At 70.7% G+C, this 12053-nt stretch carries 11 protein-coding genes; 3 read left to right on the plus strand and 8 right to left on the minus strand.

Annotation, left to right across the window (positions count from 1 at the left end; translation table 11 throughout):
* Nucleotides 1-83: 83 nt before the first annotated feature.
* From ACZ7BZ_RS19230 to arc, 3 genes are all read right to left on the minus strand, one after another.
* Nucleotides 84-302: a ubiquitin-like protein Pup gene (locus tag ACZ7BZ_RS19230; RefSeq protein ID WP_470359299.1), complete on the minus strand. Its 219-nt coding sequence runs from the start codon at nucleotides 300-302 to the stop codon at nucleotides 84-86.
* A gap of 183 nt (nucleotides 303-485) precedes the next feature.
* Nucleotides 486-1997 (minus strand): depupylase/deamidase Dop, encoded by a 1512-nt coding sequence (gene dop / locus ACZ7BZ_RS19235; protein WP_470359300.1) that lies wholly within the window; start codon nucleotides 1995-1997, stop codon nucleotides 486-488.
* A gap of 228 nt (nucleotides 1998-2225) precedes the next feature.
* The gene (gene arc / locus ACZ7BZ_RS19240; protein ID WP_380456591.1) at nucleotides 2226-3992 is read right to left on the minus strand and encodes a proteasome ATPase; all 1767 of its coding nucleotides are present in this window, start codon (nucleotides 3990-3992) and stop codon (nucleotides 2226-2228) included.
* A 284-nt stretch (nucleotides 3993-4276) separates the two neighbouring features.
* On the opposite strand from arc, the gene ACZ7BZ_RS19245 reads away from it, so the two are divergent.
* The gene (locus ACZ7BZ_RS19245; RefSeq protein ID WP_380456593.1) at nucleotides 4277-4582 is read left to right on the plus strand and encodes a ferredoxin; all 306 of its coding nucleotides are present in this window, start codon (nucleotides 4277-4279) and stop codon (nucleotides 4580-4582) included.
* Nucleotides 4583-4586: 4 nt separating this feature from the next.
* Here ACZ7BZ_RS19245 and ACZ7BZ_RS19250 read toward each other — a convergent pair whose 3' ends face one another.
* The 3 genes from ACZ7BZ_RS19250 to ACZ7BZ_RS19260 all read right to left on the minus strand — a co-directional run bounded on the left by ACZ7BZ_RS19250 (nucleotide 4587) and on the right by ACZ7BZ_RS19260 (nucleotide 7629).
* Nucleotides 4587-5201, minus strand: a complete 615-nt coding sequence (locus ACZ7BZ_RS19250; protein ID WP_470359301.1) for a hypothetical protein — start codon at nucleotides 5199-5201, stop codon at nucleotides 4587-4589.
* 208 nt (nucleotides 5202-5409) lie between these two features.
* Complete coding sequence (locus tag ACZ7BZ_RS19255) at nucleotides 5410-6369, minus strand: tRNA (adenine-N1)-methyltransferase (RefSeq protein WP_470359302.1); 960 nt, start codon at nucleotides 6367-6369, stop codon at nucleotides 5410-5412.
* Between the two features lie 48 nt (nucleotides 6370-6417).
* Nucleotides 6418-7629: a site-2 protease family protein gene (locus ACZ7BZ_RS19260; protein ID WP_470359303.1), complete on the minus strand. Its 1212-nt coding sequence runs from the start codon at nucleotides 7627-7629 to the stop codon at nucleotides 6418-6420.
* Nucleotides 7630-7858: 229 nt separating this feature from the next.
* On the opposite strand from ACZ7BZ_RS19260, the gene ACZ7BZ_RS19265 reads away from it, so the two are divergent.
* Together ACZ7BZ_RS19265 and ACZ7BZ_RS19270 are read left to right on the plus strand one after the other, a co-directional pair.
* A complete protein-coding gene (locus ACZ7BZ_RS19265) occupies nucleotides 7859-8779 on the plus strand; it encodes a RecB family exonuclease (protein ID WP_470359304.1) in 921 nt (306 codons plus the stop codon).
* Nucleotides 8779-9450: a response regulator gene (locus ACZ7BZ_RS19270; protein WP_030286109.1), complete on the plus strand. Its 672-nt coding sequence runs from the start codon at nucleotides 8779-8781 to the stop codon at nucleotides 9448-9450. The genes ACZ7BZ_RS19265 and ACZ7BZ_RS19270 overlap by 1 nt, the downstream gene beginning before the upstream one ends.
* Nucleotides 9451-9526: 76 nt before the next feature.
* Here the strand turns inward: ACZ7BZ_RS19270 and ACZ7BZ_RS19275 are convergent, their stop codons facing one another.
* Both ACZ7BZ_RS19275 and ACZ7BZ_RS19280 read right to left on the minus strand, forming a co-directional pair.
* A complete protein-coding gene (locus ACZ7BZ_RS19275) occupies nucleotides 9527-11134 on the minus strand; it encodes an ABC transporter substrate-binding protein (RefSeq protein ID WP_470359305.1) in 1608 nt (535 codons plus the stop codon).
* A gap of 210 nt (nucleotides 11135-11344) precedes the next feature.
* Nucleotides 11345-12049: an HAD family hydrolase gene (locus ACZ7BZ_RS19280; RefSeq protein ID WP_380463649.1), complete on the minus strand. Its 705-nt coding sequence runs from the start codon at nucleotides 12047-12049 to the stop codon at nucleotides 11345-11347.
* Nucleotides 12050-12053: the final 4 nt, after the last annotated feature.

Here is a 12053-nt window from a genome sequence, read left to right on the forward strand (position 1 = left end):
CGGTGCCGGGACGGCCGGGCGGCCGCTGCCGCCCGACCGTCCCGGACGGTCGCGACCGTGAATTCCCGATTACCGGGGACGGGCTATTGCCCACCCTTCTGCACGAATCCCCGGACGAAATCCTCGGCGTTCGACTCGAGCACTTCGTCGATTTCGTCCAGCACCGCGTCGACGTCGTCGCCCAGCTTTTCCTGGCGCTCCTTGAGGTCGTCGGAATTCTGGCTTTCCGCGACCTGCTCCTCGACCTCCTCGGAGGAACGGTTTGCCCGCTGCTGGCCGCCGCCGGTGTCCTTGCTCGCCATTTCCCTCACCCCGCTCGAATCGTCTGGCACGGTTTGGTCGGTCGGTCGTTGCCGGTTGGCACCGACCCTATACACAAGGTGCGACTGCCGCTCCCGGTTTGGCGGTGGCGCTTCCTGTCCAACACCCGCTGCCACCCCGGATGATTCCCATTCGGCGGACGTTCACCCGTGGTGATCGAAAAGTTACCCGCCGGACAGGACCCGCAACAGGTCCTCCGCCGTGCGGCAGCGGTCCAGCAGCTCCTTGACGTGGTTGCGGGTGCCGCGCAGCGGCTCCAGCGTGGGCACCCGCTGCAACGAGTCCCGGCCCGGCAGGTCGAAGATGACCGAGTCCCAGGAGGCCGCCGCGACGTGGTCCGCGTACTGCTCCAGGCAGCGCCCGCGGAAGTACGCCCGGGTGTCCTCCGGGGGCTTGGTGACGGCCCGCTCGACCTCCTCCTCGGTCAGCAGCCGCTCGAACCTGCCGCGGGCCACCAGGCGGTTGTAGAGGCCCTTCTCGGCCCGTACGTCGCTGTACTGGAGGTCGACCAGGTGCAGCCGCGGGTTGGCCCAGTCCAGGGCGTCCCGGCTGCGGTAGCCCTCCAGGATCTCCCGCTTGGCGATCCAGTCCAGCTGCTTGGAGAGCGACATCGGGTCGCGCTCCAGCCGCCCCAGCACGTCCTCCCAGCGGGCCAGCACGTCCACGGTCTGCTCGTCGGCGTCGGTGCCGAAGCGGTCCTCGACGTACTTGTGGGCCAGTTCGAAGTACTCCAGCTGCAGTTGGACGGCGGTGAGCTTGCGCCCGTTGCGCAGGGTGATCAGGTGCTTGAGGGTCGGGTCGTGGGAGACCCGGTGCAGGGTGCGCACCGGCTGGTCGACGGCGAGGTCGGAGGCGATGAAGGAGTCCTCGATCATCGACAGGACCAGTGCGGTGGTGCCCAGCTTGAGGTAGGTGGAGATCTCGGAGAGGTTGGCGTCCCCGATGATCACGTGCAGCCGGCGGTACTTCTCGGCGTCGGCGTGCGGTTCGTCCCGGGTGTTGATGATCGGGCGCTTGAGGGTGGTCTCCAGGCCGACCTCGACCTCGAAGTAGTCCGCCCGCTGGCTGATCTGGAAGCCGTTCGCCGAGCCGTCCTGGCCGATGCCGACCCGGCCGGCGCCGGTGACCACCTGGCGGGAGACGAAGAACGGGGTGAGGTGGCGGACGATGTCGGCGAACGGCGTCGCCCGCTTCATCAGGTAGTTCTCGTGGGTGCCGTAGGAGGCGCCCTTGTTGTCGGTATTGTTCTTGTACAGGTGGATGTTCTGCCCGTTGGGCAGCTCCAGCGCCCGTTGCGCGGCGGCGGCCATGATCCGCTCGCCGGCCTTGTCCCAGAGCACGGCGTCGCGCGGGTTGGTCACCTCGGGCGAGCTGTACTCGGGGTGCGCGTGGTCCACGTAGAACCGGGCCCCGTTGGTCAGGATGACGTTGGCGAGACCGATGTCCTCGTCGGTCAGCTGGCTGGCGTCCGCCACCTCGCGCGCGAGGTCGAAGCCCCGCGCGTCGCGCAGCGGGTTCTCCTCCTCGAAGTCCCAGCGGGCCCGCCGTGCCCGGTGCATCGCCGCCGCGTAGGCGTTGACGATCTGGGACGAGGTGAGCATGGCGTTGGCGTTGGGGTGCCCGGGCACGGAGATCCCGTACTCGGTCTCGATTCCCATCACGCGCCGTACGGTCATGCGGCCCTCCTTGCCCGGTGCGCCGCCCCCGACGGGCGGAACACTCTGACGTACCGCTGAACAACACCGGCGCCGGACAGCTGCCCGCGGACGGTGGGTCGAGCCTATTTCCGTGCCGACCGGCAGGCCCCCCGAGACGCGCCGTCCGGCTGCGGGGCCGCGAGGCGCCACAGCCGGACGGTGTGCGTACAGCTCCGGGGACCGCTGGCGGCCCGGACAACCGCGTGCTTACAGGTACTGCCCCGTGTTGGCGACAGTGTCGATCGAGCGGCCGGACTCGGCGCCCTGCTTGCCGGTGACCAGCGTGCGGATGAAGACGATCCGCTCGCCCTTCTTGCCGGAGATGCGGGCCCAGTCGTCCGGGTTGGTGGTGTTCGGCAGGTCCTCGTTCTCCTTGAACTCGTCCACGCAGGCGGCGAGCAGGTGGGAGACGCGCAGACCGCGCTGACCGTGGTCGAGGAAGTCCTTGATGGCCATCTTCTTCGCGCGGTCGACGATGTTCTGGATCATGGCGCCGGAGTTGAAGTCCTTGAAGAACAGGACCTCCTTGTCACCGTTGGCGTAGGTGACCTCCAGGAAGCGGTTCTCCTCGGTCTCCGAGTACATCCGCTCCACGACCGACTGGATCATCGCCGCCACCGTGGCCCCGACGGAGCCGTCGTGCTCCTTGAGGTCGTCCGGGTGGAACGGCAGCGAGTCCTTGAGGTACTTGGAGAAGATGTCCTTCGCGGCCTCGGCGTCCGGGCGCTCGATCTTGATCTTGACGTCCAGCCGGCCGGGCCGCAGGATCGCCGGGTCGATCATGTCCTCGCGGTTCGAGGCGCCGATGACGATGACGTTCTCCAGTCCCTCCACGCCGTCGATCTCGGCGAGCAGCTGCGGGACGATGGTGTTCTCCACGTCCGAGCTGACACCGGAACCGCGGGTGCGGAACAGCGACTCCATCTCGTCGAAGAAGACGATGACGGGCGTGCCCTCGCTCGCCTTCTCCCGGGCCCGCTGGAAGACCAGGCGGATCTGCCGCTCGGTCTCGCCCACGTACTTGTTGAGCAGCTCGGGGCCCTTGATGTTGAGGAAGTAGCTCTTCCCCTGGGGGCGGCCGGTGACCTCGGCGACCTTCTTGGCCAGCGAGTTGGCGACCGCCTTGGCGATCAGCGTCTTGCCGCAGCCGGGCGGGCCGTAGAGCAGCACGCCCTTGGGCGGGCGCAGCTCGTACTCCTTGAAGAGGTCGGCGTGCAGGTACGGCAGTTCGACCGCGTCGCGGATCTGCTCGATCTGGTTGCTCAGACCGCCGATCTGCCGGTAGTCGATGTCCGGGACCTCCTCGAGGACCAGCTCCTCGACCTCGGACTTCGGCACCACCTCGTACACGTAGCCGGAGCGGGGCTCCAGCAGCAGGGCGTCCCCCGCCCGGATGTTGACCTCGCGCAGCGGTTCGGCGAGGCGCACCACGCGCTCCTCGTCGGTGTGGCCGACGACCAGGGCGCGTTCGCCGTCCTCGAGGATCTCCTTGAGGGTGACGATTTCGCCGATGCGCTCGAAGGCCATCGCGTCCACGATGTTGAGGGCCTCGTTGAGCATCACCTCCTGGCCGCGCCGCAGTTCGTCGAGGGCGACGTTCGGGCTGACGTTCACACGGAGCTTGCGACCGCCGGTGAAGATGTCGGCGGTACCGTCCTCGTTCGCCACGAGGAAGGTGCCGAAACCGGCCGGGGGCTGTGCCAGCCGGTCCACTTCCTCCTTGAGGGCCACGATCTGGTCGCGGGCCTCGCGCAGGGTGGAGGCGAGTCGTTCGTTCTGGGCGGTCACGCCGGCCAGGTTGGTCTGGAGCTCGACGATCCGCTCTTCGAGGATTCTCGAATTGCGCGGCGAGTCGGCGAGCTTGCGGCGCAGTACGGCGATTTCCTGCTCAAGGTACGAGACCTGAGCGGCCTCGTCGGAACCACGAGCGGGCCTGCCGGTGCTGCGGTTGTAGTCGTCATCGTGGGCTGCCACGGTCCTCACCTCCTCCGGGGAGCTGGACGCTTCCAGACCCTACCTGGGACCAGGGGTCCGTAAACCCCTAGATCAAGAAAGATGGAACGGGCGTGTCCGATCTTCGCCCCAGCGTGCTTCCCCTCTGCTAAGGGGATACCCACCGCTCACCACCCAAAGCGGGCCAGATGTATCGTCGAGCGAAGCGATATCCGATCGCGACCGCGGTGCTGGGTCCGATCGTTGTACGAATGGCGGGATTGCTCCAGGAATAGGGGCGACCCGGGACAGAAACGGCAGGGGACATGTCGGTGACGGAGCAGACCGCGGCAGCGACCGAGGAGCTGGAGGTGTGGATCGACCAGGATCTGTGCACCGGCGACGGCATCTGCGTCCAGTACGCGCCAGAGGTCTTCGAGCTGGACATCGACGGACTCGCGTACGTGAAGGGCGACGACGACGAACTGCGCCAGCAGCCCGGGGAGACCGCCCCGGTGCCGCTGACGCTCCTTCAGGACGTGGTGGACTCGGCCAAGGAGTGCCCCGGCGACTGCATCCACGTGCGCCGGGTCGCCGACCGCGTCGAGGTGTACGGGCCGGACGCCGAATAGCGGTTCAGCTCCGGCCGGCCGGGGCGACGGACTGGGAACGCACCCAGCCGCCGCCCTTGTGCGTCCAGGTGAGGTCCAGTGAGACGTCCGGCCGGAAGCGCGGCACGTCGTCGCTCGAATACCCCTGCGCGTGGCCGGTGATGGCGCCGTCGGAGCGCACCGCGAGCCGGTTCAGGGTGAGGTTCTCGCGGTCGGCGAGCAGGGTGGCGACCACCGCCGGGCGCCCGTCCGGGCCGAAGCCGAGCAGGTAGACGGAGTCCGGCGGGGTGCCGGTGTCGGTGGCGCAGTGCGCGGCGACGACCGTACCGGGGTGGCCCTCACCCAGTTCGGCGGGCACGGTGAGCACCGTCTTGACCGGGAACGGGCCGCAGTCCATGGGCAGTTGGGCCTTGGCCGGATCGGGGGCGGCGCTCGCGGCGAGCGCCTTGGGGGTGCCGCCGCGGGCCGGCAGCGGGGTGCCGGTCGCCGGGGAGGCGGCGAGTGCGGCGGCCACCACCGCGCCGCAGCCGGCCAGGGCGAGGGCCCAGTGCCAGGGGGCGGTGCGTGCGTGGCCGGGCCGGGTGAGGCCCTGCGGTGTCTGCTGTCCAGCCGTCGCCGTCGTCCCGACCGCGGTCTCCACCAGGCGTCCCCTCCAGAGCTCCAGGAGCTGGTCTGCGTGTGAGCGAGCATCGTCCCACACCCGTGGGAGGCGGCGAACGGCCGGGGAGCCGGACCCGGAGGCGAGCCGGCGTCAAACGGCCGGGGAGCCGAAGGGCGCGCCGACGGCGAACGGCGAAGGGGTGGTGCGAGCTGTTCGCTCGCACCACCCCTTCGGTACGGGTCCGGGCTCAGCCCAGGTCGGGCTGGTCCGCGTCGTTGTCACGGGCGGCCTTGCGGGCCGCGGCGCGCTCCTGCAGCGACGGCTCGGGCGCCCCGCTGTCGTAGTCCTCGCCGTAGGCGCCCTTGGCCGGGCGGCGGCGGCGCAGCGGCGGCTCGACGCCGTCCGCCAGACGGCGGGCGGTGAGCAGGAAGCCGGTGTGGCCGATCATCCGGTGGTCCGGGCGGACGGCCAGGCCCTCCAGGTGCCAGGTGCGGACCATGGTCTCCCAGGCCTGCGGCTCGGTGAAGGTGCCGTGGTCGCGCAGCGCCTCGACGGTCTTGGACATCTGCGTGGTGGTGGCCACGTAGCAGCAGATGAGGCCGCCGGGGACGAGCGCCTCGGAGGCGACGTCCAGGCACTCCCAGGGCGCCAGCATGTCGAGGATCACGCGGTCGACGTCGGTCTCGACCAGGTTGTCCTGGAGGTCGCCGACGGTCAGCTTCCACGCCGGGTGCGAGCCGCCGAAGTAGCGCTCGACATTGCTCCGGGCGATGTCCGCGAAGTCCTGCCGGCGCTCGTAGGAGGCCAGCATGCCCTGCTCTCCGACGGCGCGCAGCAGGTACATGCTGAGCGCGCCCGAGCCCACACCCGCCTCGATCACCCGGGCACCGGCGAAGATGTCGGCCATGGCCAGGATCTGCCCCGCGTCCTTGGGGTAGATCACGGCCGCGCCACGCGGCATGGAGAGGACGTAGTCGGGGAGCAGGGGGCGCAGCGCGAGGTACGGGACGTTCCCCGTGGTGCGCACGACCGTGCCTTCAGGAGCGCCGATCAGCTCGTCGTGCGGGAACGCACCCTTGTGGGTGTGGAACTGGTTCCCGGCCTGGAGCGTGAACGTGTAGTGGCGACCCTTGGGGTCGGTCAGCTGGACCTGGTCCCCGACCTGGAAGGGCCCGCGTCGGCGGGCGGCACCGGTCGGTTCGGACATGCGGCCAATCCTAAGGGAAGCGGAGCGTCCCGCCTCACCAGGCCCTGGTCACCGGCCGGACACCGCGGCGGTGAGGCGCTGTTCGATGTCGGTGAGGGCGGCCACGCCGTACACCCGGCCGTCCGCCTCGACCACCAGGTACTCCCCCGCCGGGGTGGCCTGGATGGCCCGCAGCAGGGCCTCGCCACCGAGGTCGGCGTCCAGCCGCAGCCCCGGTTCGAGGTCGCGGGCGAGCGGGCCGACGGCCACCCAGGGGCGGCGGTGCTCCGGTACGGCCCGTACCGCGGACTCCCGGACGATGCCGATCGGGTCCCCCCGGCCGTCCACCACCACGACCGCGCCGGCCTGGGCCTCGTGAGCCCGGCGCATCGCCTCGCCGAGCGGGGTGTCGGCGGTGACCTCGACGGTGCGGCGGGCGAGGTCGCGCAGCCGCAGTTCGGGCAGCGCCGCCTTGAGCCGGGCGTTGCGCAGGCTCCCGGTGGCGCCGTTCCAGATGATCGCCGCCAGCACGGCGGCCAGCACCGCGTCCACCAGGGTGTCGGTGGTGCTGAGTTCGGCGCCGCGCGAGGCGCTGAGCAGGGGCAGGCCGAACAGCACCACGACCGCCAGTGCCCGGCCGATCCAGGCCGCCGCCACCGTGCCGGTCATCGCCCTGCCGGTGATGGCCCAGACCACGGCGCGCAGCATCCGCCCGCCGTCCAGCGGCAGGCCGGGCAGCAGGTTGAAAGCGGCGACCACCAGGTTGGAGACCATCAGGCCGGTCAGCAGCACCCCGGGCACGCTGGACAGTTCGACGGCGCGCAGCGCGAGGTAGAAGACCCCGCCGAGCACCAGCGACAGCAACGGGCCGACGAAGGCCAGCCAGAACTCCCGCCAGGGGCTGTCGGCCTCGTTCTCGATCTCGGAGACGCCGCCGAAGAACTGCAGCTGGATCCGCCGCACCCCGAGCTTGTAACGCAGCGCGACCAAGGTGTGGGCGAGTTCGTGCACCAGCACGGAGGCGTAGAAGGCCACCGCGAAGAAGAAGGCCAGCAGGTATCGCACGCCACTGCCGAGTTCGGGCAGGACGTCGGCGAGCTGCCCGCCGAACACCCAGGTGATCAGGGCGGCGATGACGAACCAGGACGGGGTGACGTAGACGGGCACGCCGAAGGGGCGCCCCATCAGGAGACCGCCGCCGCGCTCCGGCGGCTGCCCGCCCGGGCGGTCGCCGTCCTGCGGTGGCTGGTCGGAGGTCTGCTGCCCCCTGGTGTCACTCACCGTGATCCCTTCGGTCGTCCGCCCGTCGTGCCCCCGGTGCGCCCACGCTACGTGATCGCGGCCTCTCGGTGCCGCGCGCCCCTCTGTCAGCTTCATACCCACTGCACCGGCCGCGGACCGGCCCCGGACCTCGGACCGGCCCCGGCCGGGGAAAGGCCTGGGCGCTGGGAAGCCTGGGCGGCAGCACCGTGGCAGCGGGATGACAGCAAAGGGCAATAGGGTCGTAGCCATGCAGCAGACCGACACCAGCAGCGCCGCCGCGGCTCCGGCGCGCCCGGCGGCGCCCCCGACCGGGCTGTCCCCGTCCCGCGCGGGGGACTTCCTGACCTGTCCCCTGCTGTACCGGCTGCGGGTGATCGACCGGCTGCCCGAGCCCCCTAGCCAGGCGGCGACCCGGGGCACGCTGGTGCACGCGGTGCTGGAGCGGCTGTTCGACAGCCCGGCGGCCGAGCGGACGCCGGAGCGGGCCCTGGGCCTGCTGCGCCCGCAGTGGGAGCGGCTGCTGGGCGAGCGCCCGGAGCTGGGCTCGCTGTTCCCGGACGACCCGGACGGCGCGGCGCTGACCCGCTGGCTGGCGGACGCCGAGAAGCTGGTCGGCCAGTGGTTCCGGCTGGAGGACCCGACCCGGCTGCACCCGGTCGAGCGCGAGCTGTACGTGGAGACGGCCCTGGAGTCGGGGCTGCTGCTGCGCGGCTACATCGACCGGGTCGACGTCGCCCCCACCGGCGAGGTGCGGCTGGTGGACTACAAGACCGGCCGGGCGCCCTCGCGGGACTTCGAGGGCAAGGCGATGTTCCAGATGAAGTTCTACGCGCTGGTGGTGTGGCGGTGGAAGGGCGTGATCCCGAAGCGCCTCCAGCTGGTCTACCTGGGCGGCGGCGGGGACGTGGTCAGCTACGACCCGGACGAGGCCGACCTGCTCGCGGTGGAGCGCAAGCTGCAGGCGCTGTGGGAGCGGATCGCCCAGGCGGTGGCCACCGGGGACTTCCCGGCGACCCGCAACCGGCTCTGCGACTGGTGCGACCACCAGGCCAGCTGCCCGGAGTTCGGCGGCACCCCGCCGCCGTACCCGCTGCCGCTGCCGCTGCCGCCGAGCCGTACGTCGGATGAGAGAGATCCCACGGGGGATCCGATGAGCGAGGAGTCCTAGTGACGATCCGAGTGCTGCTGGTCGACGACCAGCCGCTGCTGCGCACCGGTTTCCGGATGATCCTGGAGGCCGAGTCCGACCTGGTGGTGGTCGGCGAGGCCGGCGACGGCCAGCAGGCGCTGGACCAGGTGCGGGCGCTGCAGCCCGACGTGGTGCTGATGGACATCCGGATGCCGCGGATGGACGGCGTCGAGGCGACCCGCCGGATCGCCGGTCCGGGCCGCGACGGGCCGGCCAAGGTCCTGGTGCTGACCACCTTCGACCTGGACGAGTACGTGGTGGAGGCGCTGCGCGCGGGCGCCAGCGGCTTCCTGCTGAAGGACGTCCCGGCGGAGGAGCTGGTGCAGGCGATCCGGGTGGTCGCGGACGGCGCGGCGATGCTGGCGCCGAGCATCACCCGCCGACTGCTGGACATGTACGCCACCAAGCTGCCCTCCGGCGAGGAGGCGCCGCCCCAGGCGCTGAGCGCGCTGACCGAGCGGGAGTTGGAGGTGCTGAAGCTGGTGGCGCGCGGATTGTCGAACGCGGAGATCGCGGCCGAGCTGTTCGTCAGCGAGACGACCGTGAAGACCCACGTCGGCCATGTGCTGACCAAGCTCCAGCTGCGCGACCGGGTCCAGGCGGCGGTGTACGCCTACGAGAGCGGGCTGGTGCGACCGGGCACCCTGTAGCCGGCCGGAACGTGACGGCGGCCCGCCCGCTCCCCCGGTGCTTGGGGGGAGCGGGCGGGCCGCCGTGCGTGGCGCGCTACTTGCCGTTGCGGCCGATCTCCCAGAAGCGGAAGAAGCCGGTGGTGTCGACGGTGGACTCGACGCCGGTGATGTCCGCGCGGGCCGCGTAGAAGGACTTGTTCTGGTACAGCGGGAGCAGCGGCACGGAGTCCGCGACGATCTGCTGGATCTGCCCGTAGCCGGCCGAGGCGGCGCTGCGGTCGGCCTGCTTGAGGCCGTCCGGGATCAGCTTCTGGCTGATCCTCGGGTCGTCCCAGCCGGTGTGGAAGATACCGCCGTCGACCAGCAGCGGGGCGATGTAGTTGTCCGGGTCCGGGTAGTCGGCGAACCAACCGACGATGTACGCCTGGTACTTGCCCGTGGTCCAGCCCTTCTTGTAGGCGTCCCAGTCCGGCTCCTGCTGGACCGTCACCTGGAACAGGCCGCCGGTCTCCAGCTGCTTCTTGATCGTGTCGGCCTCGCCGTTGCCGGCCCGCGAACGGGACCAGGTGAGGGTGAGCTTGACCGGGGTCTGGACCTTGTTGTCGGCGAGGGCCTTCTTGGCCTTGGCCACGTCCTGGTCGCCCCAGCGGTCGAAGAAGGCGGTGGTGTGGCCGGTGACGCCGGCCGGGACCATCGCGTACAGCGGCTGGACGGTGCGGGCGAAGACGTCGCGGGCGAGCGCCTTGCGGTCGAGCAGCGCGGCGGCGGCCTGGCGGACGCCGACGTTGCTCAGCACCGGGTCCTTGGTGTTGAAGGCCAGCGAGCGGGTGTCGTTGCTGTCGCCCTCGACCACCTGGAGGTCGGTCTTGCCGCCCTGCTGGTCGGAGCGGATCTGGGCGGCGGTGTTGGGCTCCAGGCTGTTGTCGGTGACGTCGACGTCGCCCTTGTCCAGCGCGGCCTTGAGGTCGGCGGGCTTGTCGAAGTACCGGACGGTGAACTTGTTGTTCCGCAGCTTGGCGTCGCCGCTGTACTTGTCGTTGGGCACCAGCACGACCTTGCCCAGCTGCTTGCCGTCGGCCATGGCCTCGACCGAGTCGAGGCGGTACGGGCCGGAGCCGACCACCTTGTCGTTGGAGAGCGCCTTGTCGGCCGGGAAGACCTGGTGGTCGACGATGGCGCCGGCCGGGGAGGCCAGCTTGGCCGGCAGGGTGGCGTCGGGGGCCGACAGGTGGAAGACCACCTCGCTGTCGCCCTTGGCCTCCACGCTCTTGATCGAGGAGAGCAGGCCGGCCGGGCCGTTGGGGTCGTCGATCTTCTTGGTCCGCTGGATCGAGAACACCACGTCCTCGGCGGTCAGCGGGTGACCGTTGGAGAACTTCAGCCCCGGCCGCAGGGTGCAGTGGTACTCGGTGGCCTCGCCGCCGGAGAAGTCGCAGGACTGCGCGGCGTCCGGGGAGGGCGTGCTGGCGGCGGCCGGGAAGGTCAGCAGCGACTGGAAGGTGTTGCGCAGCACCAGCCAGGAGCCGGAGTCGTAGACGACCGCCGGGTCCAGGGTGCCGGTCAGCTGGGCGGTGCCCATGGTGATCGACTTGCCGCCGCTGTCCCCCTTGACGGCGTCGGTGACCGATCCGCACCCGGCCACCGTCACGGCGACCAGACCGGCGCAGCCGAGTGCTGCCAGGCGTTCAGCTGAAGTCTTCACGGGAGCGTCCTTCGGGGGTGTCGCGAACCCGAGTAGCGTGCCATATCGAACACGCACGACCGATACCCGTGCAGATGACGTTTGGGACACGGTGGTTGAGGGCATCACGGCGTGCCCGACGAGTTGTCAGCCAATGCCCGTTTTCTCCCCCGGAGTCCTCGGGGCGAGGCGTTTACCGGCGAGTAGACCCCAGCCGCAATGAGATGACAATCACACTCGCGAGACGACCAGCGAGCGCAGCAGGTCGAGGTCGACCTGCTCCAGCGACGGCAGCACCAGCCGCCCGGGAGCCGACTCGATCGGAGCCACCGACGGGACCGCGATCACCGGGCAGCCGGCCGCCTCGCCCGCCCGCACCCCGGTCGGGGTGTCCTCGACGACCACGCAGCGGGCCGGCTCCGCCCCCAGCCGACGGGCGGCCTCCAGGTACGGGTCCGGGAACGGCTTGGTGCGCGGCACCTCGTCCCCGCCGATGGTGAAGGCGAAGCGCTCGGCACCCAGCGACCGCAGCACGATGTCGATCACGTGCCGGTGCGAGGCGGACACCAGCGCGGCCGGGACGCCGTGCGCGGCAAGGGTGTTGAGCAGCCGTTCGGCGCCCGGCATCAGCGGCACCCCGCCGGCCAGCAGGTCGACGAAGCGCTGGTTGACCAGCACCCCCAGGTCGGCCGGGGCGATGTCCACCCCGGTGCGGGCGACCAGGTAGTCCATCACCCTGGTCATCGGGCCGCCGACCACATGGGCCCGGTCCTGCTCGTCCAGCTGGTGGCCCAGCTCGGCGAAGAGCGTGACCTCGGCCTGCCACCAGAAGTCCTCGGTGTCCACCAGCGTGCCGTCCATGTCCAGCAGCACCGCCTGCAGGCCGCGGTGGTCCCCGTGGTCGAGTGCCAGGGCGGCGGTGGAGCTGGTGGTCATGGTG

This window comes from Kitasatospora sp. NPDC036934, assembly GCF_055608425.1.